Origin of the sequence: Butyrivibrio sp. ob235 (assembly GCF_900109475.1) — a bacterium.
GTDB lineage: Bacteria > Bacillota > Clostridia > Lachnospirales > Lachnospiraceae > Butyrivibrio.
The window spans coordinates 14,506-29,006 of the sequence record NZ_FOBE01000017.1; the positions used below are offsets into that span (position 1 = coordinate 14,506).

General features: G+C 39.0%; 11 protein-coding genes and 2 pseudogenes. All 13 read left to right on the plus strand.

Features of this window, described 5'->3' with window-relative positions; genetic code table 11:
- The first annotated feature begins 22 nt into the window (after window positions 1-22).
- Window positions 23-259 carry a hypothetical protein gene (locus tag BMW61_RS12385; RefSeq protein WP_091822383.1) on the plus strand — a complete coding sequence of 79 codons (237 nt, stop codon included), beginning with the start codon at window positions 23-25 and terminating at the stop codon, window positions 257-259.
- Between the two features lie 21 nt (window positions 260-280).
- Window positions 281-475 carry a hypothetical protein gene (locus tag BMW61_RS12390; protein ID WP_139176302.1) on the plus strand — a complete coding sequence of 65 codons (195 nt, stop codon included), beginning with the start codon at window positions 281-283 and terminating at the stop codon, window positions 473-475.
- A gap of 94 nt (window positions 476-569) precedes the next feature.
- Window positions 570-1,565: an HNH endonuclease gene (locus BMW61_RS12395; RefSeq protein WP_091822389.1), complete on the plus strand. Its 996-nt coding sequence runs from the start codon at window positions 570-572 to the stop codon at window positions 1,563-1,565.
- Between the two features lie 35 nt (window positions 1,566-1,600).
- Entirely contained in the window at window positions 1,601-4,750 is a 3,150-nt protein-coding gene (locus tag BMW61_RS12400) for a DEAD/DEAH box helicase (RefSeq protein ID WP_091822392.1), read from the plus strand.
- A 31-nt stretch (window positions 4,751-4,781) separates the two neighbouring features.
- A complete protein-coding gene (locus BMW61_RS12405; RefSeq protein ID WP_091822395.1) occupies window positions 4,782-5,135 on the plus strand; it encodes an arsenate reductase family protein in 354 nt (117 codons plus the stop codon).
- A 222-nt stretch (window positions 5,136-5,357) separates the two neighbouring features.
- Window positions 5,358-5,753 (plus strand): annotated as a pseudogene (locus tag BMW61_RS22940) ((deoxy)nucleoside triphosphate pyrophosphohydrolase); the annotation flags it as partial.
- 81 nt (window positions 5,754-5,834) lie between these two features.
- A pseudogene (locus BMW61_RS22945) lies at window positions 5,835-6,338 on the plus strand (class I SAM-dependent methyltransferase); the annotation flags it as partial.
- Between the two features lie 240 nt (window positions 6,339-6,578).
- Window positions 6,579-9,512 carry an SIR2 family protein gene (locus tag BMW61_RS12420; protein ID WP_091822403.1) on the plus strand — a complete coding sequence of 978 codons (2,934 nt, stop codon included), beginning with the start codon at window positions 6,579-6,581 and terminating at the stop codon, window positions 9,510-9,512.
- A 48-nt stretch (window positions 9,513-9,560) separates the two neighbouring features.
- The gene (locus BMW61_RS12425; protein ID WP_091822406.1) at window positions 9,561-10,088 is read left to right on the plus strand and encodes an NUDIX domain-containing protein; all 528 of its coding nucleotides are present in this window, start codon (window positions 9,561-9,563) and stop codon (window positions 10,086-10,088) included.
- A gap of 27 nt (window positions 10,089-10,115) precedes the next feature.
- Window positions 10,116-11,012 carry a hypothetical protein gene (locus tag BMW61_RS12430; RefSeq protein ID WP_091822409.1) on the plus strand — a complete coding sequence of 299 codons (897 nt, stop codon included), beginning with the start codon at window positions 10,116-10,118 and terminating at the stop codon, window positions 11,010-11,012.
- A gap of 41 nt (window positions 11,013-11,053) precedes the next feature.
- Window positions 11,054-12,316 (plus strand): macro domain-containing protein, encoded by a 1,263-nt coding sequence (locus BMW61_RS22510; protein WP_242876729.1) that lies wholly within the window; start codon window positions 11,054-11,056, stop codon window positions 12,314-12,316.
- Between the two features lie 125 nt (window positions 12,317-12,441).
- The gene (locus BMW61_RS12445; protein ID WP_091822412.1) at window positions 12,442-13,125 is read left to right on the plus strand and encodes a vWA domain-containing protein; all 684 of its coding nucleotides are present in this window, start codon (window positions 12,442-12,444) and stop codon (window positions 13,123-13,125) included.
- A 60-nt stretch (window positions 13,126-13,185) separates the two neighbouring features.
- Window positions 13,186-14,148, plus strand: a complete 963-nt coding sequence (locus BMW61_RS12450) for an ADP-ribosylglycohydrolase family protein (RefSeq protein WP_091822415.1) — start codon at window positions 13,186-13,188, stop codon at window positions 14,146-14,148.
- Window positions 14,149-14,501: the final 353 nt, after the last annotated feature.

Below are 14,501 nucleotides of genomic sequence, written 5' to 3' on the forward strand. Positions count from 1 at the left end.
ACAGTGAGAGGGGCGTGACAATATGGAAACAATCCTCATATTATTAATAACACTTATAGTCCTGGGGTATCGGTCTTTAAAGAAGAATAGACATAAGATTATTAGAGGTGGTAAGAGAGCCTTTTTGAAGGTTATATCAATTATCCTTGCAACGTTTCTTGTATTATCAGTACTCATGACAGAGTTTTTGGAGTATATGCTTAAAAGAATTGGTGAGAAGGAACAGAAGTTGAAAACTCTGGATAAGTACGATTTGTGAAAGGTAGGTGTGAATATGTTAATGCATTTATTATTTGGTGGCGATGATGAACACGATGTAAGACTGTCAGATAAAGAGGTAGAGAAGCTTACTCAGAACATGTCGAGATCAGAGAAGAAAGAGTTCTGGCGCAGGCAAGAAGAGCTTGAAAGAGACAGGGCTGATAAGGAAGCTTGGCATTGGGCTATGGGTGATTGGGATGATGATGATTTTTGATTGATATTTAGATAATAATGATTTTATAAGTGCAGGCAGTATATAATTAGTTATACGGTTATAACAATAAAGTATCGGAGATATTAAATTAGATATGGCAGCAGGATACTTGTTAAAAGAAGCAGAGTACGAAGACAGACCACTATCAGATGATGAGATGTGGTCTGCTTTTGCATACCTTTTTTCAAGTAAATCCGTAAATGATACAAGTTATAAATTTGGATTTCTGAAATCTATTCTGGACAATTTATATAACACCGATAGTAAGCTGGTACTGACTTTTGATCAGCTTTTTGCAAAGTTTGCAGAAATTTACTGGAACCTGGTTTTGAAGCATCATATCAGACAGAAGAAACCTGGTAAACTAAATCGCCGGTCAGAATTGGAGAATGCGCTTTTATATGGCAAAGCAAAATATGACATTCTTGAAGATATTCCCTTTGAGAGTTTATCAGAAGATATGCGTATTGATATCTGTCATAAGGTCAAAATGAAATGTAAGGAAAATGTTGTTGGTGCATTGTATGCAGATCTTGGTGGGCTGTTTTATTCATTTTCCAAGAAGGGCGAGTGGATCAGGATTAATCCAAGGATGTACGAGTTCGTTTGTAAGCATAAGGTGGCTATAGAGAAGCTTAACTATTATGAATGGGCGAAGTTTCTTGAGAGAGTTAATGAGGATAGCGCCGTAGATCATCTTCTTAGCAAAATTGATGAGAGCACCCTCCGCACCCGTAGTAGTCTTGCGTATTACAGGGATATTCTATTCCAAGAATTCGAAAATAAATGCTTCTATTGTGGCAAGCCTGTCACGAAACATAGCGTAGAGGTGGATCATTTTATTCCATGGTCGTTTATAAAAGATGATCAAATTTGGAACTTTGTCCTGGCTTGTCCTGAGTGTAATAACAAGAAGAGAGATAAGTTGGCCCAGGTTGATTTCCTTACTAAGATATCTGAGCGGAATGAGATCATGATTGAGAGGGATCAGAGTAATAAGGAATCAGCAAGGCGTATAAAAATGATTTACACTTGGGCTCAGAAAAATGGCTATAACGAAATATGGACGCCAAAGAAAATGAGTGTTTAACATAAAGGTCAGTATACTGGCGTGAGGGGATACATATGTTGGAACCAGGATTATACGAGCAGGTCATAAATAAACAGATACAGTCAGAGCTTACAGGATCTTCAGATGATCTAAAGCGAGTTGAGAAGATTGATGGAGCTGAAGCATCTGAGATCCTTTCTAAGTATGTTTCGGAAGTTCTTCATAAGGCTCTGGATCGTATTTCTGATGATGAAAATCTTGAGGCGAAGATTGATCTGGTTAATAAGGTCGTTGGTCTGATATCAGAAGAAAATGATCTAAATGATCTGAAGGAATTGGCAGTAGCTGATAGTGCTGAGCAGCTTCTTGCACTGCTTTCAGAAAATGATCCTATGTACAAGATTGGCCAGCGTAATGCTAAGGATATAGTGCGTCCAGAAACATCAGTTGCTCAGAGTAGCCTGTTTACCGGGGCTATTCATGAACCGCAGATGTATTCTGAACTTCGGAAGGAAATGGAAACTGCAGATAGAATCGATATGTTGGTCTCCTTCATAAAATGGAGCGGTTTGCGGCTTCTGTTTAAAGAGCTAAAAGATTTTGTTGATCGTGGTGGGCAGCTTCGGATAATCACAACTTCTTATATGGGAGCTACGGATGTTAAAGCTATCGAAGAGCTTAGCAAGCTTCCTGGCACCGAAGTGCGCATATCCTATGATACTAAGCGAACCAGGCTTCATGCTAAGGCATATATTTTTTATAGAAAGACAGGCTTTACTACTGCATATGTAGGTTCATCCAACATGTCTAACGTAGCTATGTCCAGCGGTCTGGAGTGGAATATTAAAGTGACTACAAAGGATATGGCCCCAACAATACAGAAGATAGAGGCTACTTTTGACAGCTATTGGAATTCAACAACTTTTGAAAAATATACTCATGATAGCTATGACAAATTGAGGAAGGCATTACAAGCGGAGAGACATGGGGAAAAGACAGAGGGTTATGGTTTTATCGTAGACATCAACCCTTATCCGTATCAGCAGGAGATATTGGATAGGCTCGATGCCGAGAGAAGAATTAGAGGCAGAAATAAGAATCTTGTGGTGGCTGCCACAGGTACAGGAAAAACGCTTATAGCAGCTTTTGACTACAGGAGATTTTGCAAGAGAAATCCAGAGAAACAGAATAAACTACTTTTTGTAGTGCACAGGGAAGAAATCCTGAGACAGAGTAGAGAAGTATTCCGAGCAGTTTTAAAAAATCCCAATTTTGGTGAGCTGTATGTTGGTGGTGAGAAGCCGGAAAACTTGGATCACCTCTTTGTATCGATACAGACTGTGGCTTCACAGAAATTGTTTGAGATAATGTCACCGGATTATTACGACTTTATTGTCGTTGATGAGTTCCACCATGCTGCGGCACCTACCTATCAAGGGCTGTTAAGCTCATTCAAACCGCAAATATTGTTGGGGCTCACAGCTACACCGGAACGTATGGATGGAAAGAACGTCCTGGATTACTTTGATGGCAGAATAGCTGCTGAGATCAGACTTCCTGAGGCAATTGAGAGAAAGCTATTGTGCCCGTTCCAGTATTTTGGAGTATCAGATGAGACAGATTTGTCAGAGGTAAGATGGGTCAGAGGCGGTTATGATAAGTCTGAGCTTAGTAACTTGTATTCACTGAATAGAACTATTGCAGAAAAACGAGCAAATCATATCATCAATTCTTTATATAAGTATGTGACGGATATGGACAGTGTTCATGGTCTGGGATTCTGTGTCTCCATAGAGCACGCAAAGTTCATGAGTGACTACTTTAACGAAAAGGGAATTCCGGCAATAGCGCTTACATCGAGCTCTTCAGATGATGACAGGGCCAATGCTAAGAAAATGCTATTGTCTGGAGAAATGAAGTTTATCTTTGTCGTAGATCTGTACAATGAAGGTATAGATATTCCGGAAGTTGAGACTGTTTTGTTCCTAAGACCTACGGAATCACTTACGGTGTTCTTACAGCAGCTTGGAAGAGGCCTGCGTTTGTCGGATGGAAAGGAATGTCTGACAGTTCTTGATTTTATAGGACAGGCAAATAAGAAATACAACTTTGAAGAGAAGTTTTCAGCGCTGCTTGCTAATACAAACCATAGTGTGCAGTATGAAATAAAACATGGATTTACAGCACTTCCAAAGGGCTGTTATGTGCAGCTGGAAAAGAAGGCGTCTCAGGTTATTCTGAACAATATAAAGCAGTCCTTTGATAGCAGGGCAGGACTTGTATCAAGAATTGAGGCATTTACAGAGGATAGCGGATTAGAGCTTTCTCTGAAGAACTTCCTGAGCTACTATCATCTGAGTCCATATAGTATTTATGCCAAATACTCCTTTGTGAGACTTTGTGCTGATGCCGGTGTGATCAGTGATTTCAATGAATCGATTGAAGAGAAAATGACAAAGGCATTTGCAAAGTTTATCGCTGTGGATTCTGCGAAATGGATCCGGTTTTTACTGGATGTCTTGCCAAGGTTAAGTAATATCAATATCGGTATGTTATCTGATGCTGAGAAGCGGATGATGCAGATGTTCTATGTGACGCTTTGGCAGAGTACGGTAGACGATTGGAACGCTCCGGAAGTTAAACAGAATTTGGCTGAGCTTTGTAACAGCAAAAATATGTTTAGTGAGCTGATGGAAATCCTTAACTACAATCTTGAGAGAATAGATGTGGTAGGTGATGAAGTGAATCTGGGATTTGATTGTCCACTTGAATTATACTGTACATATACCAGAGATCAGATCCTTGTGGCTATGGATTTTATGAAGCCGCAGACTGTAAGAGAGGGTACTAAGTGGCTTGAGGATAAGAAGGTTGATACTTTCTTTGTAACTCTCAATAAGTCAGATAAGGATTATTCACCCACCACTATGTACAACGACTACTCTATCAATGAGGAGTTCTTCCATTGGCAGAGTCAGAGCACGACTTCTGATACGTCACCTACTGGTCAAAGGTATATAAATCATGTGAAGTATGGAAGCAAGATTCTGCTATTTGTCAGAGAGTTTAAGAAGGATATCGCAGGTGCAGCTCCGTACACATATCTTGGAACTGCAAAGTATGTAAGCCATTATGGAAGCAGGCCGATGAGCATAACATGGCACCTGGATAATCCGATACCTGCTAAATACATTAAAAAAACAAGCAAACTGGAAGTAGGATGACGCAAGAAAATTGATGCTTATGGAGGTGTACATGAATAAGGTATATTGCTATTCAAAATGTTCTACATGTAAGAAGGCTCTTAAATGGCTTGATAATAACAAAATTGAATATGAGCTGATTGATATTAAAGAGAATCATCCTGATGAGACAACTTTGCGAAAACTTCATAAAAAGAGTGGATTACCACTGAAGAGGTTTTTCAATACCAGCGGTAAGATTTATAAAGATATGGAATTATCCAAGCGCTTACCGGAAATGAGTGAAGATGATCAGTTTATGCTTCTTGCATCTGATGGGATGATTGTGAAGAGACCGCTGCTTATTACTGATAAAAATGTGCTGACCGGTTTCAAAGAGAGTGAATGGGAAAATGCTCTTTTGTGATACTGGTATATTTATGGGACACATAAAAGAGTATTGTGTATATATCAGATGGAGATCTGATACCTCCTTTCTACAAGGATTGGGTGTTTTGTGGTTGTCTTTACGTATAGCAAATGGGAGATGGTGGATGCTGTCTCCCAAATTGCATTAATGCTAAAATACATACTAGTAAAGATTATGATAGAAACAGATTTTTAAGAAAAAACAGCGAGAGATAAAGGCATGAAAACTGTTAACGTAGTCGCAGCAATAATCTGTGATGATTACAAAAGAAAAACGAAGATATTTGCAACCCAGCGTGGATATGGGGATTATAAGGATGGCTGGGAATTTCCCGGAGGAAAGATTGAAGAAGGTGAAACTCCTGAAGAAGCACTTGTGAGAGAGATTCGAGAAGAGCTTGGTGCGGATATTGAGGTCCATGATCTGATAGATGTCATCGATTATGATTATGAGACTTTTCACCTACATATGAACTGTTACTGGGCAACTGTTGCAGAAGGTAAGCTCCAACTTTTGGAGCATGAAGCAGCTAAGTGGCTTGAGGTTAATGACCTTAGGAGCGTGGACTGGCTTCCTGCGGATCTGGCACTTCTTTCAAAGATTGCTGAAGCGATGGTTGATAAGAACGTCGAGTATTATGACATGAATGCTGACTCGTTCTTTGCCGGAAGTGTTAACGCAGATATGTCATACGAGAGGGATCGGTTCATAGCACTACTTCCTGAGCATGGCCATGTTTTGGATGCAGGTTGTGGAAGTGGACGAGATAGTAAGGCATTTATGGAGGCAGGTTTTGAGGTAACAGCCTTTGATGCATCAGGGGAAATGAGGAAGAGAGCCTCTGAATATCTGGGACAGGAAGTTCTGGATATGAGGTTTGAGGATATCGATTTTCATAATGAATTTGATGGAGTCTGGGCTTGCGCATCACTTCTTCATGTGCCGGTAGATCAGCTTCCGGAGACAATGAAGAAGCTTAATGTTTCTCTTAAGAGCGGCGGAGTTATATATGCTTCGTTCAAATATGGCGATGGTACTAAGATGCGTGGAGACCGCAGATTCAGCGATTTTAATGAAAAAAGCATAGTTAAGCTATTCGAGGATGCGGGATTTGAGATTCTTTTCAATGAGGTTGGTACTGATAACAGACCCGGCAGGGAAGCTGAGATGTGGGTCAATGCAATAGCGAGGAAAAGTTGAGCATATTGAGGTTTTACAAGATAAGGAAGTTTGTAGGGCATATTGTTCAGAAAAGTAATTCACATCAATATAAGCAGTTTAGTGTGAATAAGCTCATACCGGATGTTGTTTGGATAAAGAACGCAGATAGGAATGAGCAAAGCAAACCAGTAGAAATGATGCAGCAGAGTTTAAGAGTTGGGTATATGTTAATGAATTATTAAGTGAATGTAATTTTAATATATCAAAAGGAAGGTCTATATGTACGAAAACGAATTTACTAGAATTATGGATGCTTCACAGAGCAATTCACTTACGTTCTTTGTTGGAGCAGGAGTTTCTAAACTAGCTGGTGCTCCGGGATGGGGTGAACTTATAAGTGATATAAGCGTAAAGCTGGGAATTAAACCCAAGAAAGAATATACACCAGAAGATTATTTAAAAATCCCACAGATGTATTATTATTCGTTGGAAGATAAAGATGAATATTACAAGTTTGTAGAAAGTAAAATAGACGGTAAAGAATTAATGCCAACTCCAATTCATAAGGAGATGTTTGATCTTAATCCTGTATCATTTATAACTACAAATTATGACACGTTATTGGAGGATGCTGCTGCTAAGTTCTGCCAAATATTGAGAGTGGTTGCACGTGATAAGGATGTTCCTTCTATCGCTGGGGATAGATACATTCTTAAAATACATGGTGATTTTAGAAATAAAAACTTTGTATTAAAAGAAGAAGATTATTTAAACTATAGTGAAAAATTCAAGCTTATAGAAACATTATTAAAGTCTATTTTTTCAACAAATACAGTTGTATTTATTGGTTATAGCTTAGGCGATTACAATATCAAGTTGATTCTTAATTGGGCAAAAGAACTCCTAAAGGAAGATTTTAGAAAACCTATTTTTCTGTATGTTGATGATGTATTGACTAAGGAGGAATTACAATACCATGAGTCAAGAGGATTGGCTGTAATAGAGTATTATAAAATTGGAGAGAAAAATGTAGATTATTTGAATAGATACCAACTATTCTTTGATGCATTAAAGAGATATGATTCTTATGATATTTCAGAAAAAAGTGCTGAGGAAGCTTTTGGGGTACTGTTTCATTTGTTAGAACCACTGAATAAACTAAAAGCATTAAGGCATGAAGATGTTTCTAGGAAATTATCTAAATATGATGTTTATATAGATAACAATGGAGTTTTAAGAGTATGGGAGAATAAACAAATATTTGTGAGATTTATAGAAATAGATCGAATGAATGAAATAGACAGATGCAAGCTGGATGTAAACGAATTGCGGATGTTTAATACTATAAAGAGAGTTTTTGAAAAGGCATGCCTCTGGGCAATTTTTGATGAATATGAACACTATAAGATTAAGCATTTTGATATTCAATTTGGTGATGAAAACTGTCTGCTGTTTAAATACAAAAAAATGAATAAATATGTAAGCAAACAATATAAGACATTGGATAGTAATATCAAAAAAGCATATTATTTGTATAAACTATATAGGTATAAAGAAGCCTTAAAATTGTTTATAGAGGTAGCAAGACAAGCTTTTGCTACAGGAGACTATCTATCATTTTATTTTGCTGAAATAAATTGCCATTCATTGAAAATTTTAATTAAGAAAAATATTTATTTTCGTGGATCATATATGAGGGAACTCGATGGAGATTTACTGGATGATAGGCTGATAGAGGATTTATTTAGCAAATTGCCATTTGAGTTTAGAAGAAAATATGTAAGTTTAAAAGATATTCATACCACAGCGCTGTTATATAAATATGCATATAACTCTTTCGAATCTGCAGATAAATTAGATGAAGTAATTGAATCAAAAACTATCGAATATGGATCTACTTCATGTGATAGAGCTTTGAGTAGGATAAATGATTATTTACATTTTATACAGGGAAACACTCTGGTTGTTGATGCTTTTGCTGAATATAAAAAGTCCGTAAAGAGAATCATGGAAGCTCTGATGCATAAGTATTCTATCCAGAATAAATGTGAAATTTTTACTGATGATGATTTTCCGCCGCAGAACGATAGGATTACATTTGATGAGATAGATTTTTATTGCTTCATAGAATGCTTTTATCCTGATGAAATAATAAGACTATTCAGAAGATATGATATTAAAACAATTGAATTTAAAGATAATAATGTTATTGAGCGAGCTGTGAGGAATATCGTTGATTATTATGAAATGATACAAAAGGAAAACGGGAGTTTTGTGGCGAATTCCTACTTGCAGACAAAGATCAAGAATGTTTTGGCTTTATTAAGATATATTGATATTTCCCTGAAATTGTTCGAATCTGTTTGTGCTTTTATATTAACCAACGACTTTGACCATATATCTATAAAAGATAAGGTAAATTTCTTGGGATGGCAGATATATGAGAGAGGAAAAAACAGTATTAGAATTACGAGAATAATTGAAAAAAAGTTACTCTTATATTTTGATGAACATAGGAAGGCTTTTGAATCAGGGGAAGAATATGATGATCCATATTCCGAAGGTGTTACCTATGATAATTTGGCTGATTATTTGCAATCAAATGGTAAAAACTATATTTCGCAGGAGTTATCTTACAGAATTGATCTACTAATTAATAATAATGAGAAGGAGCTATTTTCATCACACTATTTTAGGCATATAACAAAGTCGCAACAGAAAAAGGTATTGTCATGGTTGGGGAAAGAGATAGAGCAGAATTTTGATTATGAATTATTAACGTTTCTGTTGGAGAATAATTATAAGATAAGCGATAAAGTAAAAATACAGTTAATTGATCTTCTTAAAAAGGAAACTGCAGAAGAATCAAATATGAAATGCGTGAGAATATATCCTGTTAAAAAGAGATATTCAAAGCTGATACAGGTAGGATATGCGTGCCTTTTGGGGTGGTTACAACGTGATGAGTTCGAGCTTTTTGTGGGAATATCTGATGAATTTGATTTCTATTACCAGTACGAGGGTTTTGACTTTGAGAAATTTGATGTCAGATGGATATTGAGATTGAGAAATCCGATATTGAAGAAAATAGTAGAAAATAAAGATGTATATGTGAAAGTTCGGAAATGTATAGTACAGGCTATGAAGGCAAGGAAATTCACAAAGCAAGACAATGAGAAGTTACAAGGTATATTAATCAATTATTTTTGCTGAAATTACTTCGTAAAATAGAGTATATAGATTACGATTCTGGATTGATATATGGAATTTATTGAAATCTTTACAAGAGAAGGTAAGCCCACTGGGAAGATAATCGAAAAGCATGAGAAGAAACAGCCCGGAGATTATATAAAACACGTTCTTATCATCATGAAGACAAGTGACAGTCCTGCTCCCGGAAAAGGCGAAGGAAAGTATGTTGTCCAGCAGAGGTCTCTTCGGGCAAGATATTATCCCGGTAAATGGGATATGACAGGTGGCGGAGTAAGATCTGATGAAACTCCAAAGGAGGCTGCGGTCAGAGAATTGTCAGAAGAACTTGGGATAAAAGTATCGCCTGATGATTTGGAGCTTGCCTTTGAATATATCAAGGATTGGGATGACGGGACCGGACTTTTGGCATCGATTTTCATGCTGCGTGTTGATGTTCCTGAAGGGGGATTTGAATTTGACCGCTACGAGGTGAACGATGTCAGGGTTATGCCTTTTAGCGAGTTCTATGGTCATATCATGGATCATAATGATGAAGAGATGGGCAGAGGAATCAGGGATATAGAGGCAAAGCTGTAAGAAACGTAAAAATGAGGATATATATCGATGAAGAATCAGTATGTTGGTGATATTGGGGATTATGGAAAGTATGCGCTTCTTCGTGCTTTTGCTGAGGCTGGAATAAAGGTTGGGATCAACTGGTATCTGACTGAAGACGATGCCTCTAACGATGGTAAATTTACAAATTACCTGCAGGATGAGGCGTTTAGAAGATATTCGCCTGAAGTGTTTGATGCACTTGAAAAAATCGCGGATAACCAGGATAAAACTGTTAAAGACATTGAGGGTAGTGGAATTGTTCCAGGGGCGCTTTTTTACTCAGATGTACTGAATACTGTAGGAAAGCCAAGCGACAGAGAACAGGAACGCATGGCGTGGTTTCAGGAGAGTATAAATGAGCTTACGGATGCTGAACTTATTTATATGGATCCTGATAATGGTTTGCAGGAGGATAATGAGCCAGGTAAGCTAGGTGCTGAGAAGTATGTTCTTCCGGACGAAGTTGAGCAATACTACAGAGCAGGACAAAATGTTGTCTATTATTGTCACAAGGGACGAAGAAAGCTATGGGATTGGCATAATCACAAGAGTGTTATGTGCAAGATTCTTCCAGATGCAAAATATCTGGTGCTGACGTATCACAAAGGAACTCAGAGATCATATATTTTCCTTATTCATCCAGAAGATTTTCAGAAGTATAACAAGATTATTCGCCATTTTCAGGATGGTTGGCGTAAGATTTTTTCATTTGAGTACACAGAAAAAGGGGATCCGGCATCTGAACAAGTAGGAGATAAGTTTACAATTGAAAATACGGATGGATCCGTGATTACGCTGTACAAAAGGGCTGATGGCTGGATTCAGATTGAGAATAGTAAAGTAAAGAATTTGACTAAAGCTATGAGACCGGATTTAGTGTGCGATTTTCTCTGGGGAAGATAAGTGATATAAGCTAGAGTATCTTTTATTGAGGGGAGAATGTAATGCCGTTTTCAATTATCAGAAATGACATAACAAAGGTAAAAGCAGATGCCATTGTTAACACGGCAAATCCTGATGTTGCTATAGGTGATGGTGTTGATGCTGCTATATATAAAGCTGCGGGAGAAGAGAAACTTTTTGCTGCACGCAGGGAGATAGGAGTACTTGAACCGGGAGAAGTGGGTATTACTCCGGCTTTTGATCTTGACGCGAAGTATATTATTCATGCCAGTGGGCCCTGGTGGGAAGGCGGAAATAAAGGTGAAGCAGAGCTTCTGAGAAAGTGCTATGATAAGTCGCTTATACTAGCTGCTGATAATGGATGTGAGTCTATAGCTTTTCCGCTTCTTGCAACTGGGACTTATGGATTTCCAAAGGAACTTGGGATTCAGATAGCTGTTGACGCTTTTACGGCGTTTCTGCTTGATCATGAAATGCTGATTACTCTGGTTGTTTTTGGGGAGTATGCCTATCATGTTTCTGGTAAGATTTTTGATGATGTAAAGAGTTTTATTGATGAAGAGTATGTAAGTGCAGCTCTTGAGGATGAGTATCAGTATGATGGTATTCCTGAAGAACCGATGGAGTATATGCAGTGCGCAACTGCTTTTTCTGATGAGGAGTCAGATGCTGGAACTTCTGAAGAGCGTGATGAAGAAGAGGAATTCGATGAAGACTGGGAAGAGGAGCAGTCGGATCTATCTGATGAAATAGGATTTCCGGAACCAAATTACATTAAAACGCAAGGCGGTCCAAGGGAAAAGGGTAAGAATAAACGCGGAATTTTTGCTGATGCAATGAAAGCGATGTCAGCCGCAAGGATGGGTAAAGCTAAAGAATCCGCTCCCATGGAGTGCCAGGCTGAGATGATGTTTGGCACAGCCAAAGAGTCACAGTCCCTTGATGATGCTCTTAAGGAGATGTATACGGATTCCTTTGAGAAACATCTGCAGCAGCTGATTAACAAGAAGGGGCTGAAGAACTCTGAGATCTATGCGGTTGCCAATATTTCCAAGCAGTACTTTTCTAAGCTCCTGAAAGGACAGGTTAAGCCTTCCAAGGAAAAAGTGCTTTCCCTGGCTGTTGGGCTAAGATTAAACCTGGATGAGACGGTGGATTTCTTAAGACTCGCGGGATATGCGTTGTCCCCGATTTCGCAGACGGATGTTGTGGTCAAGTATTTCATAATCCATGAGGACTATAACGTTATGAAAATAGATATAACACTCTTTGATTACGGACTGGATCCGCTGTCGAAGGGATGAGGAAAATGGTCGCCTGTCGGTTGACCATTTTTATTTGCCACCATAGTAACATGACATTATCAGATAGAGCTCCGCTGCAGAGGGGCCGGTAGAAAACAAATGATTGTTACGATGGAGGTATCAAGATGAGTAAAGGTTATACAGAGATTGTTTATATACTGGACAGAAGCGGATCAATGGGCGGACTGGAGCTGGATACAATAGGCGGTTTTAATTCCATGATAAAGAAGCAGCGCGAGACAGGAGAAAAGGCATACGTATCAACGATCCTTTTCGATGATGTGACAGAGGTCCTTCATAACAGAGTTGATATCAGAGATGTTAAGGATATAACTCCTGATGAATACTACGTCAGAGGATGCACGGCGTTACTGGATGCAGTTGGCGGAGCAATAAAGCATACAGTAAATGCACACAAGAATGCTTCCAAGGATAAGAGACCGGAGAAGACTATTTTCGTGATAACAACTGATGGAATGGAAAATGCCAGCTGCAGATATTCCTACGGTCAGATCAAGAAGATGATCCAGCATGAGCAGAAGAAATATGGATGGCAGTTTATTTTCATAGGCGCGAATATTGATTCCTATGCTGAGGCACAGCGATTTGGCATTAAAAAGGAGAGAGCGGTCAACTATATGCACGATTCAGTAGGTACTGCAAATCTTTATGCAGGTGTATCAAAGGCAGTCTGCTCGGTTATGATGGCAGGAAGCGCCATGGACGCTGAAGAGGAGCTTAACTGCTGCGAATGGGATGCTGAGATTCGTGAGGATTATGCAAAGCGTAGTGGTCAACGCAGGAGATGATACGATGCGATGAGATTGGAAGGATGAGGTCAGAGGTATAAAAGGAGCGTGGTTTTTGTGATGGAATTTAATGCAGGCAGAAAGAGTTCTGATAATATATGGCTATCCGGAATAATGGGAGTTGTTGTGGGTGATGCTCTGGGTTGTCCTGTGCAGTTCATGTCCAGGGAAGAGGTTCGGGCAGATCCTGTGACAACCATGATCGGACACGGCACTTATGATATGCCGGTAGGAACATGGACTGATGACAGTAGTATGACTCTGGCGCTTCTTGACAGTATCAGGAATAAAAGTGGTATTGTCCTTCAGGATATCATGAACAGGTTTGTCAGATGGATTAGGAACGGCGAATATACGCCATTTGGTGAAGCTTTTGATGTGGGACATGGTACGATGGCGGCTATTGTCCGCTACATGAAGGGTGATGATTTGAAAAGCTGCGGTGGTACCACTGAACGTGATAACGGAAACGGTTCTCTGATGAGGATTCTCCCGGCATGCCTGTTTGCATATGAGAATAAACTTACGGACGAAGATGCGGTTTCCATGATCCATCAGGTAGCCGGGCTGACCCATAACCATATAAGAGGACAGATAGCTTGTGGACTTTATTATTCCTGTGTAAAAAGTGTGTTAGATGAAGAAGGATCTCTTTCGGAAAGACTGCAGATAGGCTTTGATAAAGGATTTGAGTTCTATAAGGAGTTTTTGCAGGATACATCAGAACTTTCGCATTATGACAGACTACGGGATATGAAGAAGTTTTCAGAAGTCCTGGAGTCTCAGATTAAGAGCAGCGGCTATGTAGTTGATACCATTGAAGCAGCTATCTGGTCGCTTATTACAACTGATTCCTTCAAAAGCTGCGAGCTGAAAGCGGTTAATCTTGGAGATGACACCGATACTATAGGTGCCATTGCAGGAGGTTTAGCGGGACTTTTTTACGGAGATGATGGGATTCCAAAGGAATGGCTTGAGGTTATTCAGAGGAGGGAATGGATCGAGGATCTTTGTAAATTATAACTTCATATGAGCCTGCGTAAGGGAGACACTATGCCTCCCTTTTTACCTGCTCAAAAGGGACTTTCTCCGAGGTTTGTCACCTGATTAACAGCTGTCATTTTTATAGGACATGTAAAGCGGGATAATTGTATTATCAAAAGAAGACACGTAGATATGCAGCTGAAGAGAAGGGAGAATTCCAGTATGGGAAAGGCTTTTGGGTTTGTGACAATTGGTATACCGGCAGCAATCCTGATGACCATGTTGCTTATGATGCCGCTGGTTGTCAGGTGAAAAGGAGGCTCTATGAAGCGATTTGTGTATTGGGTTAAAAAATGTGTGCGCGGACATAACAAGCATTGCAAGCACTTTTG

What these genes read in the sequence shown, in the direction of transcription:
- BMW61_RS12385 (WP_091822383.1), top strand. Translation starts at nt 23, where the DNA reads ATGGAAACAATCCTCATATTATTAATAACACTTATAGTCCTGGGGTAT.
- BMW61_RS12390 (WP_139176302.1), top strand. Translation starts at nt 281, where the DNA reads ATGCATTTATTATTTGGTGGCGATGATGAACACGATGTAAGACTGTCA.
- BMW61_RS12395 (WP_091822389.1), top strand. Translation starts at nt 570, where the DNA reads ATGGCAGCAGGATACTTGTTAAAAGAAGCAGAGTACGAAGACAGACCA.
- BMW61_RS12400 (WP_091822392.1), top strand. Translation starts at nt 1,601, where the DNA reads ATGTTGGAACCAGGATTATACGAGCAGGTCATAAATAAACAGATACAG.
- BMW61_RS12405 (WP_091822395.1), top strand. Translation starts at nt 4,782, where the DNA reads ATGAATAAGGTATATTGCTATTCAAAATGTTCTACATGTAAGAAGGCT.
- BMW61_RS12420 (WP_091822403.1), top strand. Translation starts at nt 6,579, where the DNA reads ATGTACGAAAACGAATTTACTAGAATTATGGATGCTTCACAGAGCAAT.
- BMW61_RS12425 (WP_091822406.1), top strand. Translation starts at nt 9,561, where the DNA reads ATGGAATTTATTGAAATCTTTACAAGAGAAGGTAAGCCCACTGGGAAG.
- BMW61_RS12430 (WP_091822409.1), top strand. Translation starts at nt 10,116, where the DNA reads ATGAAGAATCAGTATGTTGGTGATATTGGGGATTATGGAAAGTATGCG.
- BMW61_RS22510 (WP_242876729.1), top strand. Translation starts at nt 11,054, where the DNA reads ATGCCGTTTTCAATTATCAGAAATGACATAACAAAGGTAAAAGCAGAT.
- BMW61_RS12445 (WP_091822412.1), top strand. Translation starts at nt 12,442, where the DNA reads ATGAGTAAAGGTTATACAGAGATTGTTTATATACTGGACAGAAGCGGA.
- BMW61_RS12450 (WP_091822415.1), top strand. Translation starts at nt 13,186, where the DNA reads ATGGAATTTAATGCAGGCAGAAAGAGTTCTGATAATATATGGCTATCC.